24 protein-coding genes are annotated in these 23,390 nt (G+C 70.4%); 13 read left to right on the top strand and 11 right to left on the bottom strand.

Annotated elements, in window-relative coordinates; all coding sequences use genetic code 11:
- Positions 1 to 167: 167 nt before the first annotated feature.
- The 3 genes from ACGFZK_RS21445 (at position 168) to ACGFZK_RS21435 (ending at position 5,251) form a co-directional block, all read left to right on the top strand.
- Positions 168 to 1,796: a sigma-70 family RNA polymerase sigma factor gene (locus ACGFZK_RS21445; RefSeq protein WP_393850469.1), complete on the top strand. Its 1,629-nt coding sequence runs from the start codon at positions 168 to 170 to the stop codon at positions 1,794 to 1,796.
- The gene (locus ACGFZK_RS21440; protein WP_393850468.1) at positions 1,793 to 1,972 is read left to right on the top strand and encodes an oxygenase MpaB family protein; all 180 of its coding nucleotides are present in this window, start codon (positions 1,793 to 1,795) and stop codon (positions 1,970 to 1,972) included. Before ACGFZK_RS21445 ends, ACGFZK_RS21440 begins: the two co-directional genes overlap by 4 nt.
- Positions 1,973 to 3,043: 1,071 nt before the next feature.
- Entirely contained in the window at positions 3,044 to 5,251 is a 2,208-nt protein-coding gene (locus tag ACGFZK_RS21435) for a DUF6777 domain-containing protein (RefSeq protein ID WP_393850467.1), read from the top strand.
- A 148-nt stretch (positions 5,252 to 5,399) separates the two neighbouring features.
- Here ACGFZK_RS21435 and ACGFZK_RS21430 read toward each other — a convergent pair whose 3' ends face one another.
- Complete coding sequence (locus ACGFZK_RS21430; RefSeq protein ID WP_393850466.1) at positions 5,400 to 5,684, bottom strand: hypothetical protein; 285 nt, start codon at positions 5,682 to 5,684, stop codon at positions 5,400 to 5,402.
- 722 nt (positions 5,685 to 6,406) lie between these two features.
- On the opposite strand from ACGFZK_RS21430, the gene ACGFZK_RS21425 reads away from it, so the two are divergent.
- From ACGFZK_RS21425 to ACGFZK_RS21410, 4 genes are all read left to right on the top strand, one after another.
- The gene (locus ACGFZK_RS21425) at positions 6,407 to 6,877 is read left to right on the top strand and encodes a GNAT family N-acetyltransferase (RefSeq protein ID WP_393850465.1); all 471 of its coding nucleotides are present in this window, start codon (positions 6,407 to 6,409) and stop codon (positions 6,875 to 6,877) included.
- Positions 6,878 to 6,988: 111 nt separating this feature from the next.
- Positions 6,989 to 7,684 (top strand): hypothetical protein, encoded by a 696-nt coding sequence (locus ACGFZK_RS21420; protein WP_393850464.1) that lies wholly within the window; start codon positions 6,989 to 6,991, stop codon positions 7,682 to 7,684.
- A 639-nt stretch (positions 7,685 to 8,323) separates the two neighbouring features.
- Positions 8,324 to 8,560 (top strand): hypothetical protein, encoded by a 237-nt coding sequence (locus ACGFZK_RS21415; protein WP_393850463.1) that lies wholly within the window; start codon positions 8,324 to 8,326, stop codon positions 8,558 to 8,560.
- Positions 8,550 to 8,807, top strand: coding sequence for a hypothetical protein (locus tag ACGFZK_RS21410; protein WP_393850462.1), 258 nt, complete (start codon positions 8,550 to 8,552; stop codon positions 8,805 to 8,807). The genes ACGFZK_RS21415 and ACGFZK_RS21410 overlap by 11 nt, the downstream gene beginning before the upstream one ends.
- Positions 8,808 to 9,117: 310 nt before the next feature.
- Here the strand turns inward: ACGFZK_RS21410 and ACGFZK_RS21405 are convergent, their stop codons facing one another.
- Complete coding sequence (locus ACGFZK_RS21405; RefSeq protein ID WP_393850461.1) at positions 9,118 to 9,342, bottom strand: hypothetical protein; 225 nt, start codon at positions 9,340 to 9,342, stop codon at positions 9,118 to 9,120.
- 154 nt (positions 9,343 to 9,496) lie between these two features.
- Between ACGFZK_RS21405 and ACGFZK_RS21400 the strand changes: the two genes are divergently transcribed.
- Positions 9,497 to 10,510 carry an SPFH domain-containing protein gene (locus ACGFZK_RS21400; RefSeq protein ID WP_393850460.1) on the top strand — a complete coding sequence of 338 codons (1,014 nt, stop codon included), beginning with the start codon at positions 9,497 to 9,499 and terminating at the stop codon, positions 10,508 to 10,510.
- Positions 10,507 to 11,406: a hypothetical protein gene (locus tag ACGFZK_RS21395; RefSeq protein ID WP_393850459.1), complete on the top strand. Its 900-nt coding sequence runs from the start codon at positions 10,507 to 10,509 to the stop codon at positions 11,404 to 11,406. Before ACGFZK_RS21400 ends, ACGFZK_RS21395 begins: the two co-directional genes overlap by 4 nt.
- 380 nt (positions 11,407 to 11,786) lie before the next feature.
- Here ACGFZK_RS21395 and ACGFZK_RS21390 read toward each other — a convergent pair whose 3' ends face one another.
- On the bottom strand, positions 11,787 to 12,053 hold the full coding sequence (locus ACGFZK_RS21390) for a protealysin inhibitor emfourin (protein ID WP_393850458.1): 267 nt from the start codon (positions 12,051 to 12,053) through the stop codon (positions 11,787 to 11,789).
- 275 nt (positions 12,054 to 12,328) lie between these two features.
- Here ACGFZK_RS21390 and ACGFZK_RS21385 point away from each other — a divergent pair, with 275 nt between their 5' ends.
- Positions 12,329 to 12,778 carry a hypothetical protein gene (locus ACGFZK_RS21385; RefSeq protein WP_393850457.1) on the top strand — a complete coding sequence of 150 codons (450 nt, stop codon included), beginning with the start codon at positions 12,329 to 12,331 and terminating at the stop codon, positions 12,776 to 12,778.
- Positions 12,779 to 12,791: 13 nt separating this feature from the next.
- Positions 12,792 to 13,277 (top strand): NUDIX hydrolase, encoded by a 486-nt coding sequence (locus tag ACGFZK_RS21380; protein WP_393850456.1) that lies wholly within the window; start codon positions 12,792 to 12,794, stop codon positions 13,275 to 13,277.
- Positions 13,278 to 13,373: 96 nt separating this feature from the next.
- Here the strand turns inward: ACGFZK_RS21380 and ACGFZK_RS21375 are convergent, their stop codons facing one another.
- The 4 genes from ACGFZK_RS21375 to ACGFZK_RS21360 form a co-directional block, all read right to left on the bottom strand.
- A complete protein-coding gene (locus ACGFZK_RS21375; RefSeq protein WP_393850455.1) occupies positions 13,374 to 14,594 on the bottom strand; it encodes an alpha/beta hydrolase family protein in 1,221 nt (406 codons plus the stop codon).
- A gap of 427 nt (positions 14,595 to 15,021) precedes the next feature.
- On the bottom strand, positions 15,022 to 15,426 hold the full coding sequence (locus ACGFZK_RS21370) for an STAS domain-containing protein (protein WP_393850454.1): 405 nt from the start codon (positions 15,424 to 15,426) through the stop codon (positions 15,022 to 15,024).
- 401 nt (positions 15,427 to 15,827) lie between these two features.
- A complete protein-coding gene (locus ACGFZK_RS21365; protein WP_393850453.1) occupies positions 15,828 to 16,343 on the bottom strand; it encodes a putative immunity protein in 516 nt (171 codons plus the stop codon).
- Entirely contained in the window at positions 16,340 to 16,954 is a 615-nt protein-coding gene (locus tag ACGFZK_RS21360; protein ID WP_393850452.1) for a putative immunity protein, read from the bottom strand. The genes ACGFZK_RS21365 and ACGFZK_RS21360 overlap by 4 nt, the downstream gene beginning before the upstream one ends.
- An 88-nt stretch (positions 16,955 to 17,042) precedes the next feature.
- On the opposite strand from ACGFZK_RS21360, the gene ACGFZK_RS21355 reads away from it, so the two are divergent.
- Positions 17,043 to 17,780: a MerR family transcriptional regulator gene (locus ACGFZK_RS21355; protein WP_393850451.1), complete on the top strand. Its 738-nt coding sequence runs from the start codon at positions 17,043 to 17,045 to the stop codon at positions 17,778 to 17,780.
- Positions 17,781 to 18,200: 420 nt separating this feature from the next.
- On the opposite strand, the gene ACGFZK_RS21350 is transcribed toward ACGFZK_RS21355, so the two are convergent.
- From ACGFZK_RS21350 to ACGFZK_RS21335, 4 genes are all read right to left on the bottom strand, one after another.
- Entirely contained in the window at positions 18,201 to 19,082 is an 882-nt protein-coding gene (locus tag ACGFZK_RS21350) for a hypothetical protein (RefSeq protein WP_393850450.1), read from the bottom strand.
- A 30-nt stretch (positions 19,083 to 19,112) separates the two neighbouring features.
- Positions 19,113 to 21,080: a DNA/RNA non-specific endonuclease gene (locus ACGFZK_RS21345; protein ID WP_393850449.1), complete on the bottom strand. Its 1,968-nt coding sequence runs from the start codon at positions 21,078 to 21,080 to the stop codon at positions 19,113 to 19,115.
- 246 nt (positions 21,081 to 21,326) lie between these two features.
- Positions 21,327 to 21,812, bottom strand: coding sequence for a hypothetical protein (locus tag ACGFZK_RS21340; RefSeq protein ID WP_393850448.1), 486 nt, complete (start codon positions 21,810 to 21,812; stop codon positions 21,327 to 21,329).
- A gap of 134 nt (positions 21,813 to 21,946) precedes the next feature.
- Positions 21,947 to 22,327 (bottom strand): ALF repeat-containing protein, encoded by a 381-nt coding sequence (locus ACGFZK_RS21335; protein ID WP_393850516.1) that lies wholly within the window; start codon positions 22,325 to 22,327, stop codon positions 21,947 to 21,949.
- A 509-nt stretch (positions 22,328 to 22,836) separates the two neighbouring features.
- Between ACGFZK_RS21335 and ACGFZK_RS21330 the strand changes: the two genes are divergently transcribed.
- Entirely contained in the window at positions 22,837 to 23,349 is a 513-nt protein-coding gene (locus ACGFZK_RS21330; protein WP_393850447.1) for a hypothetical protein, read from the top strand.
- Positions 23,350 to 23,390: the final 41 nt, after the last annotated feature.

Raw genomic sequence — 23,390 nt, 5'->3', positions numbered from 1 at the left:
CGTCCACCGATGCCGTCCACGCCTCGCGCCGTCGGCGGCCTGTTTGCCTCCGGCCCTGCAAGGGTGCACACTTGCGCGAATTCCGGTCGGGCGCAGCGTCGCACCCTCAGGACGGATGCACCCGGAACCGGCGCCCGGGTCATCAACAAGCCACACGGGAGCACGTGTTGAGTACACCGGGTACCGCCCGTCAGCAGCATCTCCGAAGCGTCAGCGACGGGGAACTCTGTGCCCTGCTGCGCGGGCACACCTCGAAGTCCGACGCCGCGGTCAGCGATGTGATGGACGAGGTGTTCGCCCGTCACCATCCCTCGGTGCTCGCCTACGCCCGCACGTGCTGCCGAGACCTGGCCACCGCCCAGGACCTCGCCGCCGAGGCCTTCGCCCGTACCTACCGAGCCATCGCCTGGGGTGCCGGACCCGAGTACGCCTGGCGACCCTACCTGCTGACCTGCGTGCGCCGTCTGGCGGCCACATGGGCGCGGGAGGCCGCCCGTACCCGGCTGTCCGACGACTTCGAGGAATGGGCCGCCCACCTCTCGGACGGCCAGGACGCCGAGGACGCCGTCTTCACGGCGGAAGAGGGATCGCTGGTCCTGCGTGCCTACCGGTCACTGCCGGAGCGCTGGCAGGCCGTGCTGTGGCACTCCGTCGTCGAACACGAGCCGGCGGCCGAGACCGCGGCACGCCTCGGGATATCGGCGGGAGGCGTCGGCTCACTGGCCGCGCGTGCACGGGAAGGCCTGAGGGAGGCGTACCTGCGCGCCCACCTGGACCAGACCGCGAGCGACGAATGCCGGCACTACGGGGGGCAGATCGCCGCGAGACTGCGCCGGCCGGGCAAGCGCCTCACCCGGGACCTGGGCCGCCACCTTCAGGGGTGCGACGACTGTGCACGGGCCGAGCGTGACCTGCGCGACGTCAACGGCCGTCTGGGCGTGCTGTTGCTGGGTGGAATCCTGCTGTGGAACCCCGCTTCCTTCCTGTCGGCCCTGGGCGGGAACGGCTCGCATCTCGTCGCAGCGACACTGAACGGGACGCAGCTCGCCGGAGCCAAGGGCGGCGCCGTGAAATGGGTGGCGGCGGCGGCCGTGGTGGGAACGGCGGCCACCGTGGTCGCCCTGCTGCCGGCCGACTCCGGTAGCGACTGGTCCGGCCAGGCCGCAGCCCCTGCCAGAACGCCCGCGGCCCCGGGCCGCGCGCTCCCGGAGACAGCACCGATCGTGGCCATCGGCCCTGCGGCATTCGCCACGGCCCCCGCCACAGGCCTCCCGTCCGCCTCCATGTCCGCCTCGGCCTCGGCCTCCGCCCCGCCGACTTCGGCGTCGCCCTCGCCGGATCGCAGCGGCGCGGCCCTGGTCAACGTGGCCTCGGGGCTGTGCGTCGGCCACGGCGGCCCCGGTTCTGACGGTCCGTTGCAGCTCGAGAAGTGCACCGGAAAGGCAGACCAGGGGTGGCAGCGGCTGCCCGCCCCGCAGAACACGTACCAGCTCCGCAACGCGGACACCGGCACCTGCCTCGACGGAACCACCGGCGGCGGGAATCTCGCGGCGGTCACCCTCCGCGCCTGCCGGAGCGGCGCGGACCGCGCGACGCAACTCTGGCGGTTCCAGCCGGACGCACGACCCGGCGTGTACCGCGTCTGGTTCGTGCCGAAGGTCCCGCACAGCGACTACGCCGACCATCTGCTGGGCCCGCGGAACTGGCCGAAGGCCGACCCGCCGCGTCCGGGATCGGAGATGGTGCACCTGCCCAACTACTACAACTCGGTCAACCTGCTCTTCGCTTGGAGGTGAGTCCCCACGCGTGCGGGTGTCGTACGGGTCCACGTGGGGGTGATCCACGCGGTGACCGGCCCGACGAGCGCACGGTGGAGATCGCCCGGCTGGAGCGCGCCCACCGCCGCATCCGCGGCGCCGATGAGGCCGGGCGCCCTTACAGCGCCGAGGACCCGGAGGTCCGTGCCTGGTGATGGTCGCCCTGCACCAGGCGATGACGGCGGCGATGCACGCACTGTCCGGCCCACCTCACGGCCGCCGAACAGGACCTCCTGTACGAGCAGTTCAGGGAGGTCTGTACGGATCTCGGCATCTCCGGAGAGGCCTGCGGGTCCAAGCCGACCGGGACGGCCGGCGACGAGACGCCCGCGGCGTCGGGCCGGGGCCGGCAGCCGTACGGAGGCGTCGGAGACGCTTCCCACCGTGCCGTCGCGCCAGGTGACCGTGGTCTGCCCGACCGTCGTGACGGATACCTGACATCTCACATGGACCGGATCGAAGCCGTCTGGCGGCAAGGTTGAAGCCCGCCCGCCCTTGGGGCGCGGAACCCAACGACAGCTGCTCCTTCAGTCCGGCCGCTCGCCCGGCGTGCCAGCTCCAAGCAGCCGCATGAACGCCGTGCGCGCCGACATCTGCGGGCCCGGCGCCCGGGGGTCTGCCCCCGTTTTCCGGCGGCTCGTCCTGACTCCTCTCGGGGCTCTGCCCTGTCCGAATCCGTCGTGAACCCGTTCTGCCCGCGGCCCCAGCTGGAGCCCGTCCACGCCTCTACGCGGGCTGACGATGGTCAGCAGATAGACGCCCTCGGTTTATGCAGGTGGTTTGTCAAGCCCCGAAAGGTCGCGGCATGACGAAGGTGCGGGGGAGAGGGCCTACTCAGGAGATGGACACCCGCGTATGGGCGGTTCCAGATGTCCAGAGTTTTCAGGTTATCCAGGTTCCGCCTCCGGGATGTGGAGGCGTTGACAGTTCGGAAGGAGTGAGCGCATGCGAGTCACCATGATCTACCCGCTGCGCTGTGTCGGGGGGCGAGTGTCGTGAATTCCCTGCCTCCTCCCTCCGAGCGTCCCACTGGCCCGCCGCCCGGCCCGCTGTCGGGCCAGGGCACGCACGCAGAGCCACCGCCCCCGCCGCCCTCTCGGCCGCCAGGTCCTCCGCCTCCCTCGGGGCCCCCGTCGGGGCCTCTTCCGGTCTCTTCCGGCGGGGTTCCGCTGCCGGGCGGTGCCGGGCGGGTTCGCAGCTGGCGATCGCGCACGGCCCTGCTGAGCGTGAGTACGGCGGTGGCCGTGGTGTCGGCTGTGGTCCTCAGTTTCACCGTGCTGAGCGGGAACACCGCGGTGAGCGGTGAGGTCTTCCTCCAGGCCGCTCCGGAGGCCGGGCCCGACCCGTTCACTCCTTCGACGGCCACACCGGCCGAGAGCGTCGCCAAGGTCATGCCCATGACCCCGGGGGTGAATGCGAAGGACGGTACGAGCCCCAAGGGAACCACGGGCACTGCGAGCGCCACGAGCGCTGCGCGCACGCTTGAGGTCGACGGCGGGTATCCGGGGCTGTACGGCGGAACGCGGAACGTTGCGAGCTGTGACGTGGAGAAGCAGATCCGCTTCCTCACGCAGCACCCCGACAAGGGCAGGGCGTTTGCCGCCTCGCTGGGTATCCGGCAGCCCGAGGTTCCCTCGTACCTGCGGTCGCTGACGCCCGTCCGGCTGGGTTGGGACACCAGGGTCACCAATCACGGATACCGGAACGGCGCGCCCACCAGCTACCAGGCGGTCCTGCAGGCCGGCACTCCCGTCCTGGTCGACGGCCGGGGCGTGCCCCGGGTCCGCTGCGCCTGCGGCAACCCCTTGGATCCGCCCGTCGCGGTCAGAGGCGGGCAGACGTACAGCGGCGCGAAGTGGTCGTCGTTCCGGTCCTCCGGCCTCGTCGCGGTCAAGCCCGCGGTGAAGCCCGTGAAGACCGTCACGGTCTTCGACCAGGACCGGAGGGGATGGTACGAGCGCCCGAGCGGAGCGGCGGAGGGCAAGAACGACCGCGAGATCCCGCCCCCGAAGGGCCAGACCACCGGCTCTGCCTACCCGGTACTGCCGGCGGCCCATTCGGCATCAGTCCAGTCACCCCCTGACACGACCCCGAACCAGCCCCCGCTGACGACCCGAGGCCACACCCCGGGCCAGACCAAGGGGAACGCCCCCGCGCAGAGCCCGGGCAATACCCCGGGCAACATCTCAGGCCAGACCTCGGGTGAGAACCCGGACGAGGGCTCAGAGAAGGTACCGGGCCAGGAGCCCGGCAAGGCACCAGGTCAGGAATCCGGCACGGACCCGGGCAAGGCCCCGGAGAAGGTGCCGGGCAAGGACTCGGGGAATGACCCGGCCCAGGAGTCAGGCGAGAACCCGGGGAAGGAGTCGGGCCCGGAGCCGGGCAAGGCGCCCGGCCCGGACGCAGGCAAGGAGCGCGGCGAGGACCCGGGTGAGAAGTCCGGCCAGGCCCCGGAGAAGGTGCCGGGCAAGGACTCGGGGAACGACCCGGGGCAGGAATCTGGCAAGCATCCGGGGCAGACGCCTGGCAAGGAGCCGGGCGAGAACCCCGGCGGAGACTCGGAGAAGGTGCCGGGCAAGGAAGCAGGCAAGGAGCCGGGTAAGGAAGCGGGCAAGGAGCCGGGTAAGGCGCCCGGTCAGGATCCGGAGAAGGTGCCGGCTCAGGAGTCGGGCAAGGAGTCCGGCCAGGACCCGGACAAGGCCCCTGGGAAGGACTCGGGGAAGGTTCCGGGTCGGGAGTCAGGCCAGGATCCGGCGAAGGTGCCGGGTCAGGAGTCGGGCGAGAAGCCGGGCGAGAAGCCGGGCAAGGAGTCCGGCGAGAAGCCGGGCAAGGAGTCGGGCGAGAAGCCGGGCAAGGAGTCCGGCCAGGGCCCGGACAAGGCCCCTGGGAAGGACTCGGGGAAGATTCCGGGTCGGGAGCCAGGGCACGATCCGGCGAAGGTGCCAGGTCAGGAGTCGGACGAGGGTCCCGGGAAGGCGCCCGGCAGGGACGCTGGCAAGGGGACGGGCCAGGCCCCGGACACGGCTCCCGGGAAGGTGCCGGAGTCCGGCCACGAGCCTGGCAAGGCCCCCGGTCAGGACACGGGCACGGACACCGGTCAGGAATCCGGGAGGTTGCCGGGTCACGAGCCGGGCCACGCCCCTGGGAAGGCGCCGGGCTCCGGCCAGGAGCCGGGCCAGGCCCCGGACAAGGGCGCCGGCAGCGATCCCGGAACGGCGCCCGGGAACGAGTCGGGCAAGGAGCAGGGCCAGGATCCCGGGAGGGCGCCGGGCCAGGATTCGGGCGCTGGCCCCGGCAACGACCCGGGGAAGGCGCCGGGCCAGGTGCCAGGGGAGGAGCCGGGCGGGAGCACGGGCTCGAATCCTGTGAACGAGCCGGGGAGCCAGCAAGGTGGGGACCTCGGCGGTGGAGCCGGGGCTGAGCAGTTCCGGTGATCCGATGGGGGGAATACCGGGGCGATGGTGCTCCGGCTGAGCCGCCGCCGGCTGATGCCGGCGGTGGCTGCGTCTGTGCGAGGGCGACGGGAGCCACATCGTCGTTGACGGCCTGATTTCGTCGTGGGGTTCAGCGCTGTCGGGGCTGTTACTGAGCTCGTGGGCGCTGGGGTCGAACGCCGATGGAACGGCCGCCGTCGACAACGCTGCGACCGGCGAGATCACCGGCGCTCCGCACGTCGAGGCCGTCGGCGGCTACGGCACCGGCCTCACCGGCAAGCCCGCCTTCCGGTGGTATCGCCCCCGGCGGGACGATCACCGACGTCACCACCGCCACCGCCACCATCACCAGCGGCGCGGCCGGCGGCACCCAGGGCAAGGGGGATGCGACGGGAACCGGCGGCACGGGCAACCCCGGCACCGTCACCACCACCGCGGACCTCCCCATCACCGGCCGAGCCGGCGGCAACGGCGCAGCCGGCCGGGAGGATGCCGGCCAGGGCTGCCTCGGCGGGGATGCCAGTAGCGGCGGCGCCGCCAATACCGGCGAAGTCAACGCCCAAGCCGGCAAGGTCACCGTCACCGCAGGCCCGGCCGGCCACGGCGGCGGGGCCGGCACCGGTCTCGGCACCAGCCTGGGCACCGGCACGGCCGACCCCAGTGCACCCCTGGCCAGGCCAACACCGACACCGCACGCATCAACGGCCAGCCCGCCTGAACAGACCGGATCCCTGCCCCGGCGACGCCCCGGCTGTCGGCACCGGAAGACTCACAGGCCCTCGCCCCGGCGTCGTCCTGCCATAGGGGAGCGGCCCCCGCACGGTCGGGGGTGCCTCCCGTCTCATGAAGGGCACCCATTCGCGCAAGTGCGCGACTTTCAACGCCGTGTCAAAACGGCACCGCCACTCGTGAACAAAGCCACGACGCGCTGAGCGAGGTCCAGTCGCCTTCGGCAGGCTGGCGCGCGTGGGATACGAGGGCAGGGCTGCGGCAGACCGCAGCAACCGCGTCCGCGGAAGCCGAGCGGGCGCTCCTGCCGGCTCCCGTAGCAGAGGGCACTGGCCCCCTTCTCCGGATGGTGTGGCTCGCCGGCAAGGAACCGTGATCTAGTCGGACCGACAGCTTCAGGCAGCGATCGGAAGGGCGGCCCCTGCCGTGTCAACCAACGGTGCCCGGCGGATCCGACGCGCCGAACCTGACGAAGCCGGCGAGCTTGAAGGGCTCCAGGATCGATCGTCGACTCACTGGGGGTACCCACCGGGCTACTTTGACTGGGCGGGTGAGGCTCGGGCGATTCCGGACGCCTATGTCCGGAACAACCCGGTCTTCGTCCTGGAGGAGGACGGCAAGAGCCTTGGCTTCTACGGTTTCACCGAGGCGGACGGCGACCTGCTCCTGGACAAGCTCTTTGTTGACGCCGACGAGATCGGCAAGGGCTACGGGAAGCTCCTCTGGAAGGATGCGATCCAGACTGCGCGCGAGCTTGGGCGATCGGAGTTCATCGTTGCTTCGGATCCGAACGCCGCCCCGTTCTACGCAGCCATGGGGGCCGTGCAGTATGCGACGAAGCCGACCGCAGAGCCATCCTGGACTCTGCACATGTTCCGCTACACCCTCTCAAGCTAGGCAGGGGCGGTACTCCCAGGGCTGCTGCCTCCTGCGTTCAGCTCGAAGCCGGGGAGGGGGCCGGTATACCGACTGCGCCGGGTTGTCGGTGGCGTCCTGGATCATGTTCGGGTGACTTATCGAACGCACGACTCTGTTCCCGTCGGACCCGAGACCGGGATTACCTGGCTCGCGGCGCCCCGCTGGATTCCTTTCGGCGGATACAACGTGGTGATGGCCCGGGGGCTGACCCCGGACGAGCTGGTGGAGCGGCTGGCGGCGACGGCCTTCTGGGGGGTGCCCGCCGTCGTTCACCGGACGTCCGGCGAGCACACCGCCGCGGAGGTCGGACACCCTGACCTCTTCGATGTCGACTCAGACGTGCACCTGCGTTACGGCGAGTACGCGGGCTTGTCGTTCGCGGTCATGTACGGCCCGTGGTGGGGCGAGTTTGACGAGTTGGGCCCGGTCTCGGCGGGCGGCGCGCACGTCTTCCAGGTGATGTTCGAAGAGGACAACGGCAAGCCCGTGCCGCCGTTCTTCGAGTACCACCGCGATGGGCACCTCGCCTGCTCGTTCAATCTGCATCTGGACGGGTCATGGGGATACGACGGTATCGACGGGGACCCGGCGGTGGCGGCGGAAGTGACAGCGGCCGTAGCAGAGGCCGGACTGCCCGTTGCCGGCCGAGAAGGCTACACAGGCGAAGAGGACGAGGAGCAGATGCGGTGCACGCTGCTGGGGATCCTCGGCCGTCTTTTCGATCTCTCCCTGCCTCGCGAGCAGATCCTGCGGGGTTCGCTCGCCACAGCCACGCTGACGACCTGATGCCATGGCCCACGGCGCCCGGCCCTTGACCAGCCCGAGGCCGAGGCCGACTCCTGCGCCGACGGATCCGTAGGCAACTCGTCGCTGCCCCCGGCCAGTGACGACGGCGTTGCGGGGGAGGGGGTGGTGGTGATGTCGGTCGGGGAGCGTCCTGCTGGTGGCAGCGTGCTGGCGGGGACGGTGCTGGCCGCGACCGGCTGGTGGGCGCAGTGGTCCGGTACGAGAGGGCTGGACCGCTCGCGGACTGGACCGTGCACCTGTCTGCCGTCCGCGAGGCGGCCGTGCCGCTGCCCGAGCCGTTGGCTGCGCTGCCGGTCGAGCAGCCGACTGCCACGGCCGCGGATGCGCCGCCGGCCGCGCTGCGCGCCGCCGGTGTGCCGGAGCGGATCGCCGCCGGGGTGAGCCGGGAGACCGCCGGCGCGCCGTGCGACGAAGACCTGTCCGCCGAAGCGGTGGCAACGCGCCCCCGGCACCTCCCACTCCAAGGCCCGGGTCCTGCTCCTGCCCGCGCAGGACAGGTGACGGGACGCACCACAGCGTCCCGCCTGTTGGTCTTCGGTTTCGCCGGAGCGGATCCCGGGCCGCGGGCTGGGCGATACCGTGGTGACACCACGCCAGATGACAGTCCAGGAGCCCCGGATGAGCCAGCAGCCGGCCACCTCGCCCGTGCCCGAACGCCTGCCCCTCGACGAGCACGCCGCCGCGTCCGTCCTCGCGTACGCCGCTGACCAGCGGGCGAAGATCGACGTCCTCGCCTCGGTGCTGGAGGACATCGCCGCCCACGGCTACCCCGCCCCGGAGACCGGCGTCCTGTGGGAGACCGCCCGCGACGCCCACCTCGCCCGCCTCGCCGACGGGCAGCCCCGTGTCGCCTGACCCCACCGCCCGGCGCTCGCGCGTCGTCGTGGTCGAGCCCGCCCTCACCCAGCTCACCAAACTGACCGCGAACGAGACACATCGCCTGGACCGCGCGATCGTCGCCGTCAGCGTCAACCCGCAACTCGGCACCGAAGTCCCCGGAACCCTGCTGCGCGACTACGCGGACGAGATCGACGGGGTACGCGTCATCTACTACGTGACCGCCCTGCGGACGATCACGATCGTGGCGTACGTCGAAGCCTGAGCGCCTCAACCCCTCTGGACAGCGGCCCATACCGCCGCGCCTCCGTCACCGGGCCGGAGGTCACCCGATGGAGTTGGGCCCGGCCCCGGCCGGCGCAGCTTGGGCAGCGACGGATGCCGAGGCCGGAGTTCATTCGACAGACCTCGCTGTGCGCAGCGGAGCATGACGCACATGCCGCGCCGGCAGTCCGATGGCTGTTCGTCCGCAGACAGCAGGAAGGCCCCGAGCCTCTCGGGGCCCGGACACATGAGTACGCGTACTCCTCCAGACTCCGGGCCCAAGGCGGCGTGAGCTCAGGACGCACGAGCCATCAGGCCCTGACCACACCGGCGCCGCCGCGCGGTCGGTCTGCGGAGCCGTCGACCGGCGGCGTACACGCCATGGCCGTCCGCAGGCCGGCGATCCGCTGGTGCAGGAGGGCGAGGAGGGCGGTGGCGTTGGACGAGTCCGCCCCGTGGAAGCGGTCCACGAGGACGACCATCGGACGGCGGCGGGCTTCCTCTGCGAACGGGGCCGGAGCGGACGCACGGACCATGAAACCGCTCGGGGTGGTCCGTCCCGCAGGCCGAGGACCCGTTCGAGCGGCTTCCGTTGCTGCGGGGCAGCGACCCGCAAGCCCCCTTTTCGTCCTCTTGACGATATGGGCACGTCTCGTTATCGTCGCATTGACGAAATGAAAGGGGTTCGCCATGGCCGACATCACCCGGCGCTTCGGCTGGCGTCATCTGCGCTCCGCGCCCACCGCCCACGTCCGCCACCACAAGCGCGGCCGACTCGTCCACGACGGACGGGGGCTCAGTTTCTGGTACCGGTCGCTGTCGGCGGCGCTTTCCGAAGTGCCGGTCGACGACCGGGAGCTGGCGATGGCGTTCCACGCCCGTACGTCCGACTTCCAGGACGTCGCCGTGCAGGCCACCGTCACCTACCGGATCAGCGACCCGGCCGAGGCCGCGAACCGACTCGACTTCTCCGTCGACCCGGACACCGGGAGCTGGCGCGGCGCACCCCTGGAGCAGATCGCCACCCTCCTCACCGAGACCGCGCAGCAGCACACGCTGGACGTACTGGCCCGGACCCCGCTGGCCGTCGCCCTGGTGGACGGGGTCGCCTCCGTGCGCGGGAGCGTCGCCGCCGGTCTCGCCGCCGAGCCCAGGCTCCCGGCCACCGGCATCGAAGTGGTGACCGTACGGGTCGTGGCGATCCGCCCCGAGGCCGAGGTGGAGCGCGCCCTGCGCACCCCGGCCCGCGAGCAGATCCAGCAGGAGGCGGACCGTGCCACCTACGAACGGCGGGCCGTCGCCGTCGAGCGTGAGCGTGCCATCGCCGAGAACGAGCTGGCCAGTCAGATCGAACTGGCCCGGCGCGAGGAGCAGCTGATCGACCAGCGCGGCACCAACACCCGCCGCGAGGCCGAGGAGAAGGCGGCGGCGGACGGCATACGGACCGAGACCGAGGCGGCCCGCAAGGTCCGCCTGGCCCGCGCGGACGCCGAGGCGGCGCGCGAGACGGGCGCCGCGCGCGCCGAGGTCCAGGCTGCCTGGCTGCGCGTGCACGACGAAGCCGGCCCCGGCACACTGCACGCCCTGGCGGCGACCCGGCTGGCGGAGAACCTGCCGCGGATCGAGAGCATCACGCTCTCTTCTGACGTCCTCACCGGGCTCCTCGCCAAGCTCGGACGTCCGGAAGGCGGCGCTGGCGCGTGAGCCTGGCCCCGCGGGCGGTGCTCGTGCACCGCAGGACCGAATACGAGGAGCTGCTCGCCCGGTACGGGACGCACGGGCAGGCCGCGTTCTTCCTCTCCAGCCGGGGCCGGTCGATCGACGAGGTGGTCCGCCGCCACGAGCGCACGCGGCAGGCGCTACGGGAGGTGGCGGCGGCGGTGCCGCTCACCTGGCGCAGCTCCCGGGTGGAGCGGGCGGACCTGGACCGCTTCCTGTTCGCCCCGGAGGACGTGGTGGTCGTGGTCGGCCAGGACGGCCTCGTCGCCAACACCGCGAAGTACCTGCGCGGACAGCCGGTGGTGGGCATCGACACCGACCCGGGGCGCAACCCGGGGGTCCTGGTCCGTCACCGCTGCGCCGACACGGCCGCCCTGCTGCGTGCGGCGACCTCCGCCGGGGGCCGGGCAGAGGAGCTGACCATGGTCGAGGCCGTCGCCGACGACACCCAGCGCCTTCTCGCGCTGAACGAGATCTACCTGGGCTCGCCCGGTCACCAGACGGCCCGCTACCGCCTGGGCTCCGACGGCGAGACGGGCCCGGGCGAGGCCCAGGCGTCCTCCGGGGTGCTGGTGGGAACCGGCACGGGCGCCACCGGCTGGCTGCGTTCCCTGTGGCTGGAGCGCGGCAGCCCCGCCCGGCTGCCCGCACCCTGCGACCGGCGGCTCCTGTGGTTCGTGCGCGAGGCCTGGCCCTCCCCTACGACCGGAACGACGAAGGTCGCCGGTGAGCTGGGGCGGGGCCAGGGGCTGCAGCTGACCGTGGAGTCGGACCGGATCGTGGTCTTCGGCGACGGAATGGAGAGCGACGCGCTGGAGCTGACCTGCGGCCAGAGCGTACGGCTGGGCATCGCGGGAACGTCGCTGCACCTGGTGACGTGAGCGCCCTGCCCGACGGGCTGTCGCCACTGCGGACCCGCAGGAGGTCGACGCGCTACGGTTCCTGCGGCAACTGCGCCCGGTACACGTGAGGGTGCCGCTACGGGGCAGAGTGGACCGCGGCCAAGTCCGCAGCCCGCGCTTGCCGTTCACGGCGCGGGAGGTCGGCAGGTGAGGGGCGCCGGCGCCGAGGTCGCGCGGGGCGGCGCACCGCCGATCCCGGTGCACAGCCCCCTCCTGCCCAGGGCGGACGAGAGGGCGACCGGCCCCGCACTCTGCTCCCTTCTCCACGGCTCAGAGAGACAGTTGTCGGCTTGAGTCGAGGATCAAGGCTGCTGGGTGAACGACCGGGACCAGCGCCGTACCGGCCCCGGTCCGGCCGGTCAGGCCACGGTGGCCAGAACAATGTCGATCAGCTGCCGCTGGTCCTCGGTGAGGTACGGATCCTGTAACTCCACCAGCTTGCTGTCGACGCGGATGACGTAGCTGAAGCCGTCCGGAACGGGGGACTGCCCCGTAGGGGCCTCACCGCTGAGCGCGCGCTCAGCCAGCCGCTCCAGCTCGAGCCTGTCGCCGCGGCACTCCGTTTCGAGGGAAGCAGTCTGCTCCCCGCCTGCAAACCCGCCGGTGCGTGTGACGGTGATCAGCATGGTGAATCCTCCTTGAACAGAACACCGCCTGGCCGGGCGTTCGGCCGGAGCTGGGCTCGGAGGCGGTGCATGGCGGTAGTTGGCCTTCGTCTGCCCGCAAAAGCCGCGCACGCCCCTCTCCGCGTACATCGAGCGCAAGATGTCCGAAACACGGTCCTGCCATACGTGCGACGGCTTCTGTCTGGCTGCGGCCAGGCCTGCCGGGCCCGGTCTCGCGTCCGGCCGAGGTGGCGTACCCAGACTGAGCTGGGAGAACGCGACGGGGGAGCAGATGTATGGGCGAGGGTACGGGTACGGACGACGGGGCGGAGAGCGAGTCCGCTCTGATCTCCGCGGTGAAGGACGGGGACACTGCCCTGTGCGGGCTCCGTACGCTCCGGCGTGATGGCGCGCACCTCACGGCTCTGGTGCTCTGGGCCTGTCCGGTCCGCAAGTTCCTGGACCAGTGGCCGGGCGGCGGTGTCCACCGGCTCTTCCCAGCTGACGTCCGCGCCTTCCTGGCCAGTTCGGCGTCGTACCGGGCTGCGTCGAAGTGCAGGTCGGTGGGGACCGGAATCCGGCTGTCGTGTGTGTTCTCCCAGGACGTCCAGAGCACCCGGTCGCCCTGGCGCCGGATGGTGACGAAGATGCCTCCGCAGCAGGAGGTGACGCAGTCGTTGTCGGACAGCTCACCTCTGCTGCCGGAGTTCCTCACCATCGGTGGCGGCACCGCCGACGTCGTTTGACATCGTGGGCCTCATGAGTGAGCTGGTGGAGCGTGTGGATGAGCGGGACCGGATACTGGGGATCGTCGACCGGAGTGAGGCCATCCGCAGGAAGTGGCTGCACCGGGTGGCAGCCATCGTGTGCCGCGACGCGGAGGGCCGGATACTCGTGCACCGGCGGCCGGAGAACGTCTCGCGGTTCCCGGGCCAGTACAACTGGCTGCTCGGCGGCGCGGTGAACGCGGGCGAGACCTACGAAGATGCCGCGGCGCGGGAACTGACGGAAGAGCTCGGCGTCCGCGCCCCGGTGCGGCTTGCCTTCACGTTCCTCTGCCACGGCGTGATCAGCCCGTACTGGCTCGGCGTGCACGAAGCCGTCATCGAGGAGAACGTGGCACCGGATCCGTCGGAGATCGCCTGGCACGACTGGCTGTCCGAATCCACTCTCCGGGAGGTTCTGCAGCAGTGGCCGTTCGTCCCCGACTGCCAGGAAGCCTTCACGAAGTACATCGCCCAGTGACCTTTCCCCGGCAGACCTACGGGCCGTCCCGCAACCCCGGGCGGGCGCGCGACGCAAGCGCCTGCGGGGGACCGCAGTGCGGGCGGCCCCGGGTGCTCAAGGGAGGAACGTCACCGCCGGGAAGGCTGGGGACGGCCCGTCGAGCAGGTGCCCCCGATGGTGGCGCAGGTGCTCGTCGAAGAACGCGAGCGGGTACGCCTGCTGGATCTTCACCCCCTGATCGGGATCGAGGGTGCCGATCACGTCCTGCAGCTGCTGCCCGCTCCATCCGAACAGCTTCGCCACCTGTGGGAACAGCGCCTCGTTGTCGCCGTACGAGACGTGGGCGGCGCCCTGGGCCTGGATGTCCAGCCGCCAGCCCCGCAGGTGCGACCAGAATGCGGCGGCCTCGGGACCCGTGGCCCGGGTGAACACGGCGGACATCATCATGAACGGCCGGTCCAGGTCGCCGGCCAGCGGCGGGTTCATCTGCATCGGGCCGTCGAGGCTCAGCCCGGCCCGGATGCGCTCGTCCGCGAGTGTGGCGCAGGCGGTGGCGGTCCCGCCCTTGGACCAGCCGAACGCGCCCATGCGCCGAGGGTCGAGGGAGCCGAGCAGTCCGGCCGGCAGCTTCCTCTGGGCGGCGTCGGGATTGCACCCGGCGGCGAGCTGCTCGATGCAGTCGAGGACGAAGCGCACGTCAGCGGCGAAGTCCCCGGGCAGCGTCGGCGCCTGCCTGTCGCGGAGCGGGACGGCGACCCGACCGTCGGGGAACTCGGTGTACGTGTCGTACTGGTGAGCCACCGTCACAGCCGCGTATCCGTGGCTGGCGAGCTCTTGGACCACGATGGTGTGGTCGCCCTGGTGACTGTGCGCGCCGTGCGAGAACACGACGACGGGCAGCCGTCGGTCCGACCGTCGCACCGGAGCGCCCACGTGGCCGGCAGTGAGCGGCCCCAGGGGGGTCAGAGCGCTGAATCCGGCGTCGGCGAGGAACGCCTGAAGTGCGCCGGCCGGCATCCAGGGTGCCACCGGGTACCGCTCGACATCCCGGGCGGGGTACCAGACGGTGGCCATCAGCTCGCGGAAGTGCCCGGGGCCCGCGATGTCGTCCGGACGCGACCGGTCGACGAGGTGCAGCTGGACCGTGCCCACCGGGTGCGGCCCGGTCGGCGCCGGCAGCATGAGCCGCGTCGAGGCGGGGGCGGCTGCGGCCGAGTCCGCCCACGCGGGGCCGGCAACGGCGGCAAGGGGCACGGCGGCCCCGGTGGCCAGCGCGGTGCCCAGCATGCGGCGGCGCGTCATGCCCTTCCGGCTGATGAACGGCGTAGTGGTCATGGGTGGTCCCTCCCGTGATGACGGATCGTCAATCGTGCCGTGACGGCTAGTCCGTGGGCACAGGGAAACGCTGTCACGCACCCCGCCCGTGCAGCATCGGCCCACCGATTGATCACTCGCGCGGGCATCGGCCCGCGGGTTTACACCCTGGGGCCGATGCGGTCAGCGGTGCCATCCCGTTACGAGGCCATCCCGATCACCTCGGGCTCACGGTCCAGAAGGACCAGCCGGTCCCGCTCCGGCCACGGCTCGTAACCCCCGTGGCCGCTTCGCTCACCGTTGCTGAGAAGTGGAGCCCGCGAAAGCGGACACCCTCGGGACGCGGCAGCAGCCACCGCTTCCCCGCCCCGGTCAAGAGCAAGTGGCAGGAAACTACCGGGGCTCAAGGAGCGGGAACCGTCCGTGTGAAGAACGGCGAGCCGTTTCGCTAGACGCCGGACAGCCATCCGGCACCGAAATCCGAGAGGTCTCGCGCGCGCTGCGCCCGTGCCTCGATCAGCCGGCGAAAGCCCGCCACGGCGTACCGCTCGCCGGTGGCCGAGCCGCGCCCGCGGATGCCCGCGACATCGGCCATGAGCTGCTGGGGCTGGGGCTGCCAGCCGACGACCAGTACGCGCAGGCCCAGGTTCTCCGCCCGCCGGTGCAGGGCCAGGAGGTGGAGCAGCCCGTCGGCGTCCATGGACGTCGTGCCGTGCAGGTCAACCATGAGGTCCCGCTCGTCGGCGGTGACGTCGTCCAGCGCCCGCTGGAGCGCCGGACCCGTGTCCTCATCGAGTGTCCCGGTGACGCTGACCAGGACCGTGCCGTGGCGCTGGACATTCGTGGTGATCAATGCGCTCTCCTCCCGCCCGGGGCGCCGGGGCCCTCGGGGCTCCCCATCCTGACGTGGCGTTCCCCCGGACGGGTGTGAGGCTCGCTGACGCGCCCACACCAACTTGGCCGGCTGCGACCTCGACCGGTAGTCGGCGAACAGGCCGGCTGGACGCTGTCCACAGGCGGAGGCACCCAAGATCCGTTCCTGAGCAACGACACCACCGCAGGGCGGGCCCTGCTGCGCGACAAGCCTCTCGATGGCCCGGGACGCGCGGAGCGCACCCTGTTCACCCGTGCCGTGCCGACATCGCGCCGCCCAGATGCAATGCCTCCGCACGCGCGAGCGAGGCTCCTCGAAGTCCACGGCAGAGCGCCGAGACGTCTCCCGCAAGACAGTCGCTGCAGCGGTCGTCGTGCGGCTTAGCAGTCGAATACCGACCAGCAGATGTCGTTGCGCAGCCGCTGGTCATCACGTACGAGCTGACGGATCGCCTCCGGGAGCTGATTGCGCTGCCACTGGCACTCGAGTCGTCCTGCGGTCTCGCTCTCGCCTTCCGGTGCCGCCGCACGTGCGGCCTTGATCGCGTAGGCGGCCGCGCCGAGCTCGTGCGCGGCGACGTGGGCGACGGCCCCGGCCTGGCCGGCGGCGTACGCGGCATGCCGTGCTGCCCCACGCAAATCTCTGGCCGCCCCCATCGCATGGCCGCCCGCCGCGCGGGCCTGCATCATCTTGACCTCGCCACGTACCCAGGCACGGGCATGCTCGATCGCCCGGCGCGGTCGCGGGTCCCCGGGCCGGGCCGCCTCGAAGAGGCCAAGGACGTGCTCCGCACAGGTGGCAGCCCAGAGAGCGAGGAGACGGTGATCCGCATCAGTGAGAGTCCCACCACGGCGGATCGTCACGAAGCGAGGGTCGCGGACCGTCGGGAGGATCACGACGTGCACTCCCTCCTGCACGCATCGGCGCCGCTCGCTGCGGTGTGCCCCGTCGGCCGGTCAGCCGCCTGGCGCAGGGAATGATCCAGAGTGCGCATCAGCCGAGCGACACGACTGCTGCCGCCCGCTGCGGGCGGGTAGCGGCGGAGCACATCGATGAGCACCGGGGTCGCACGCTGCCGCGACCGTTCCAGCAGGCCATCTCCGATCGCGGGATCACCGCCTGCCTCCATCTCCCCGATGCGCGCAGCGCTCGCGCAGGCCCGCAGGATGTGGCCGACTTGGCCGGCCTGGGCGATGGGATGCAGGTACGCGGCCGATGCGGCGTCACCGGCGGATCGCGCGGCCAGTCGCGCGGCTTCGGAGGGTGCGGACCGGGCGGCCCGATGAGCGTCGATGGAAGTGACGCGCTGCAATTTCGTCCTTTTGGCGCCGTTGATGAACGCCCAGGCCGCGTCGATCGCCGCACGGGGGCGCGGATCATCTGGAACAGCCTGCTCAAAGACCGACAGGACGTCCTCTGCGTGCCGGACCACGTAACGCGCCACGACGCGCAGCTCGTCCATCGTCAGATCGAAGTCTCCGTACACGGTGTGCGTGCTCTGTGCCATGGCCCTGAATCGTATCCTTGAACACTCGGTGGAGACTCTGCGACGCATTCTCCGCTCACCTGCGTCAGAACCCTCAACCGGAGGTCACATGCGGCCCGTGGACCTGGCCCGTCGCCATGGCCTCTCCACGCAGGCGGTCCGCAACTACGAGAACGCCGGCATCATCCCGCCGGCCCACCGCAGCCGGACGGGGTACCGGGACTACACCGCGGCTCATGCCGCCGGCCTCGCGGCCTACCTGGCGCTCGTCCCGGCCTTCGGCTACTCGACGAGCCGACGCATCATGCATGCCGTCACCGGCGGCCGGCTCGACGAAGCACTGGAGTACGTCGACGACGGGCACGCGCTCCTGGCGCGCGACCGCAACACGCTGCGAACCGTCGAAGCAGCGCTCTCACATCTCGGCGCCTCCACCCCGGATGCAGCGGGCGGCACTCGGACGCCGTACAGCATCGGTGAACTCGCCGCCCACCTCGCGCTCAACCCGGCCACCCTGCGCGCCTGGGAACGCGCTGGAGTCCTCACGCCACAACGTGACTCGCGCACCGGGCACCGCCTGTACCTTGCGCAGGACGTGCGCGACGCCGAACTGGCGCACCTGCTGCGCCGGGGAGGCCGGCCCCTGGGCACCATCGCCGCCATCCTCGGAGAACTCCGCGACGCCGGCAGCCTCAATGCGCTGGCCAGGACCCTGGAACCGTGGCGGCGCGACCTCACGGCGCGCGGATTGGCCCAGCTGTACGCCGCTGGTCAGCTCTCCACCTACCTGGACTCCTTGGACGGACCGGCGAGAACCGGCTCACCCCCGAAGCACGGACCCCACTGACGTTTCCGATGCCGGGCCACTGACATTTCCATGTCGGACGACACTTATGACAGTCGCGACGCGGAGTCGGCTACTCGTCCTCGGCCGCCCCGACATGTACGGCCGGCTGCGCGCGGTCGGCCGCTCCGTACCGCCACGGCGGCGTCTTTCGCGCTGCGCTGCGCTACCAGCGGCTGCGCCTGGACGTGACCCACGAAGGACGTGCCCCGGTTCGGGGCGGGTCCGGGAGCCGCTGCAGCCGGGACCATCTGCGGCGACCTCTTGCCGAGGGCAAGACACGTCGCGAGATCATCCGCTGCCTCAAACTCAACCGCTACGACGCACGAGAGATCTACCGGCTCATCGTCCCGACACGTGCCCCCCGCCGACCGGAGCTGATCTTGCGGACACGAATCAGCCGGAGTGACCGCGGAGATGACCTCACTGGATGAGGCCGATGTGCGGATGATCCGGGGAGACCGGGCAGACGTGCAGCTGCAGATCGTAGCCTCGGGCGAGGTCGAGCCGGGTCGGGTTCCACGGTTGGGGATTGTCGATGGTGGCCGTGGAGAGGGCTTGGTCTTCGTAGGGGATCCAACTGCGGGTGTTGGATGCCCATTCGGACGAGGCGATGGTCAGCAGCGGGTCCATCTCGGTGCCGCAAGCGGGGCAGGGCCGGGGGACTGGATCGGTGAGGCCCCAGCGGGACCACCCACCGACCTTCCAGCCGGGAACGACGGACAGCTCGTCCCAGTAGAACTCGTCCGGGGCAGGAGCATATCCGCTGTCCACCCCAGCTTCTTGCCATCTGCTCCAGTCTGCCAGCTGCTGCTGCAACTCCTTGCTCAGCTCCATGCGGTTGGGGTAGTCCGTGATCTGCTCCGGCTCGAGCAGGCACGGCTTGGGCACATAGCCGTCGTATTCCACCGCGAACGGCTCGGGCGGCGCGGCGAGGACGTCGGTGACCTCGGCGGCGGTCCGCCAGAACAGGACCGTGAGCGGCTTGTCATCCGGCTCGTGGTCGAAGGGGCACCACAGCACCTGGAGCAGATCGGCCCCGCCGGGCGGCCGCAGCAGGGGTATGTCGCGCACGTACAGCTGTGCCACGGGAACCATGGCGACCGGACCCGGTCCCCCGTGCCCTTCGTCGCAGTGGGGCCACGGCTCGTCGGCGGGCCACAGCAGCGGCCCGCCGACGGAGCTGTCGTGCGGTGTCGGAGACCCGGGGCGGGGATGCAGCCGGGTCGCTGTGCGCGCCAGCGGGGCCAGTTGAGGGAAGAACGCGGTGACGTCAATCGACCGCTGCGGGGTGGTACGGCTCATTCCGGCTCCCGATGGTGCGCATCAGATGGGCTAGTTTCCGAGGTTCAGCAGCCCAGTCTTCTTATAGGTGTTGGAGATGTAGATATCGGGGAACAGCGGCTGGGTTGTTCCGTTCGAACGTTCAACCCTAGCGGTCATCTTGACGCCCTGGGGAATCGTGCTGTCGGGGCTCTGGTAGTCGGGCGTCACCTCGTAGAAGATCGCGTCATTCGGCCCGAGGATGCCGCCGTCCTTCGCGGGCCTCGACGCATTTTGGGCAACGGCCTCGTAGGTCCGCATGCTGGGAGTTCCGGTGTTCATGCCGGACTGCCAACAGGGAACGAGATTGATCTGTCCGCCGTCCCGCACCGCGCCCGTTCCACCGAGGGCTTTGGCGATCAGGTGGCACCGGGCAAGCCCGGCTGTGGAGGAGTTGTTCCGGCGGAACAACTCGGCGTCCGCCCAGCCCGTGATGTCCCCCGTCGCAACGCTGCCCTCTACCGTCGGCGAACCCAGGCAGGCCTGGGCCACGCTCGCCCGAACACCGGGCGGGCCGAGCGGGGTGGTGGTCTTGTTGACGTGCGGGACCGGTTCGGTGGTGTTCTTGATCCACCCGTTGCCGGATGTGAACGCCCCGGCCGGAGTGCTCTGACGGCAGACGGCCTTGGGCTCGGCGATCGAACCGGATACCTCCACCTCGAACTTTTCGCCATCCACCACTCGCTGGCTCGCGAAGCCTGCGGCGAGCTGATTCTTGGCAGCGTTCTTGTCCTCGAGCGGGACGTGAGCGCGCGCACACGGGCTGCTCGTGCCCCCATCGAGCACATCGACCACCCACCCGTTGGCGCTGTGACGGGGGAGGAGCTCGGCGCACCGAGCGCCGTCGGTTCCACCTTCGCTGGTTTCCGAGAAGGGGAACTCGTCGCATCTGTCGTCCGGCACGAGGTCCGTCCGGGCCTGGAAGGTTCCGCAGGTCCGGGCCGTCCGGCCGGCTATGTCGCCCCGTGCCCGGGTCAGCGGCTTGGCGCGTCCCCAGCCGTCGGGGAGGTTGCTCTGGGCCCACAGGTAGCCGGCCGCCGCGGCCCCCGCGCCCTGCGGGGTCGGCTGGTCGCTCATCCTGACGACCGGCATGATGCTGGGCACGACGCAGCCGGGGTCGGCCGTGCCGGTGGTGGCCGCATCCCGTACGTCGTCGTCGCAGCGGATCTTCTCGGGGTTGCTCCAGGAGGCGCTCGGGTCCGTGATCTGGGCGCCGGGAGACGTCACGAACAACTCGTACGACGTCGTGATTTCGACCTTGGCGCCGGGAGCCGGGGTGGTGGCTTCGTAGCCCACATCACCGGAGAGGACCTGGTCCTTGATGAGGATCTTACCCGTCCACCGGGGGGACTTGGTGACCTTGCAACCGGCCGAGCACGCAGGCCTGAACCGCACACTCAGGGCCGTCACGGCCTGAGTCGCACCGGTCATGGTCACCGAGACGAGTTCAGTCCACTTTGTGTCCTTGGCGGGCAGGACGGCACCGCTCGAAACGTTGAGCGTTCCGGTGCCGACCACCGCGCCGTTGGTGTCCTTGAGCGTGTACAGCACGGTCAGGCCGTGCACGCAGTACTGGAAGCGGGCGTGCCACCACGTCCCGGGGGTTGTGATCGCGCAGCTGCCCGGGTCGGCGGCGGCGGCAGGGGCTGCCGCCGGCGGCGCGGCGGCGCGGGGCTTGCGCCAGAGCGGGGTCACCGGCGTGGTGCTCGTGGTGACACAGGCCTGCACGGCGCCCGCCTTGCGCTCGTGGGAGCCGGCGGCCGTGGGCCGGCAGTCCTCGCCGGAACTCATCGTTGCGGGTTGGGTTTTGGTGGGCTGGGTCTTGGCGGGGGCGGGAACGCCGGTGGGTTCGGCCGGGGCGACCGCGGCCGGCGCCTGGGCCGGTGCGACGTGGCCGTCGGCGGCGGCTGTGCCGGTGGTTGTGAGACTCATGGCGAGGAAGAGGCCGGAAAGAATCCGCCTCCTGCGTGGTGAAATCATGTTTTCTCTCGGGAGGGAGCCAACCCGAGCGACATCTGACCGGAATGCAGGTTCAGTTGAACCGAATTGCCGTCCATGTCGCTTTCTGTCGCTTGGTGCCATCAGCGCGACCCATTCGGAAATCGGGCCGGTTGAACGGTCATTGACGGTCTGTCACAAGGGTTGGCTGAAACGATTCGCCTGGCGATTGTGCAGACCACTCGGAGCGGTCGGCATGGCGAGGGGGAGGAAGTGACGGTTCGGCTGTCAGGAGACGAGGTCGTAGAGCAATTTGGATGCGGCCCCGGCGGCCTTTTCCACGGTGCGGACGACCGGCTTGGCCACGGTGGCGGCGGCACGTCCGCCGCCGCGGGTGAGCAGTCCCAGTGCTGCGCGGCCGGCGGATGATGCGAATTCGCCGCTGGTGAAGCCGTATTCGATTCCGGTGGCGATCGCGCTGACTCCGGCGGCGAGTACGGAGACGCCGAGGCAGACTGCGGCGATGCTGCCGAGAACGGGTGCTGCCGGGAAGAACACGCACGAGACGGCGAAACCTGCCGCGAGGAGTCCTGCGGCCGTGCTCACCTTGTCGGCGGTGTCAGCCCACCACTTGGCGTCGTTCCACCATTCGTCCTTGCCGGACTGGCTTCCCTTGGGGTTGACCGTGTCGTTGTGTGTCGTGTCGGAGGGGTTGCGGTTGGCGTCCCGGTCCTTCTGTGCTTGTTCGGCGGCCACGCGCGCGGCTTCGCGCACCTCGGCCGTCCGCTTGTCCGCGGCGATCTGGCGTGCTTCGGCGGCGGCGGTGGCAGCGGTCTTGGCGTCGCGGCCGGCGGCGAGCTCGGACTGGTGGGCGTTGGCGGCGGAGGCCTGGGCGTTGTAGGCGGAGGTCAGGGCGCTGCGGGCCGCGTCGACGGCGCGGTTGGCGGAGTGGTTGGCCGCGCGGGAGGCGCTCTGGGCGGTGGCGGCGGCGTCCTTGGCCTTGTTCGCCGAGGCCTGGGCATCAGCGGCTGACTTGTCCGCCGAGTCCGCGTGTCCTTCAGTGACTGCTCGGTGGGGAAGGTCCTGATCTCCTGGTCGGTACCGCCCAGTGCGCAGGCAGCCGCCTGCCTGACCGAACGGCCGCCCAGAATCCACGCCTTGACGACCTTGGCCCGGTCCGTGTCCGACAGGATCAGGGCGTCGCCGGCCGGAGCGGCTGCTCCGGGGGCCGCCCGGACCGGGGTGGTGAGCAGCAGCGGGGTCGATACAGCTGCCACGCCGGCCGCCATCGCGGTCGCGCATCGGCGTCGACTCCAGAATGTTTCCTGCACCGAAGAACCTCTTCAACTGTCATTCCTCGTCGAGGCCGAGGGTAAAACCCGTCCGTGATTCTTCACCGGACGGCGATGGCTCGACCATATGCAGCCCACACGGCCGGAACGCACTCGAATAGAACCCGACTGGCGCTGCGGCCGAAAGATGGCTGGATCTCGTCCACGGATTTTCGAAAAATCGTCACAACCATTCCGGAGGGTGGCGCAAGTCACGCTCACGGTGGCAAGTCTGTCCCGATATAGGGTATTTATCCCATTGGCTGGAGCGCGAATGTCTTGGTTTCATTCAGAAGATCGTCAGCCACTCGGCAGAACCGAGAAGCAATCTCGTTTCGAATGCGGCGATCAGCCGCGCCCGGGGAAAATCGCAATTACGCGCGGCCTCTGGACTCAGGCAAAACGATTTCACTCGCAGCGCGCTTGCGTGCGCTCGCGAACCTCCTGGATCGACACTAAGGACGAATATGAAGGCACGTAGCGCAATCCTGCGGATCGTCGGCGCAGCTCTGGCTGCCGGGGCTCTGACCTGGGTTGCTGTGGGCGGAGTGACCGGCGGAGCGGGCGCGGAGGGTCTCGCGACGAAGGCGATCGCCGATGAGGGCCCGGGCTACGCCATCGAGGACTTCTCCTACCCGAACGCCGACAAAATCCTCGCGGAGCAGAAGATCAAGCTCAAGAGCGGAGACGGCCACATTCTCCTCACCGAGTGCACGGGTGCACCCGAACAGATGGAGGTCTTCTCCCACAAGAACGAGAAGGTGTGCTTCCGCACAACCGGAAACAAGGGATACCTGAGCCTGGAGATTCCGTCGGTGTTCGGAATCAAGGGAAATGAATACGCCTCGCAGGTCAACATGACCACGGGCACCGAGGAAAAGACCTTCAACGTCGACAAGAACGCCTGGACGGCAGTGGGCGAAACCGCGGACGAAAAGGGCCGCGATTTCATGCTTCTGGAGATCAGGACCTCCAAGTAATCGCCACCGCGGAAATCTCCTTCGCTCGTCGGGCGTCGCAC

Source organism: Streptomyces sp. NPDC048257, from assembly GCF_043201855.1.
GTDB lineage: Bacteria > Actinomycetota > Actinomycetes > Streptomycetales > Streptomycetaceae > Streptomyces.
The sequence above is the reverse complement of the archived record's forward strand: the minus strand, read 5'-3'. Positions and strand labels throughout refer to the sequence as shown.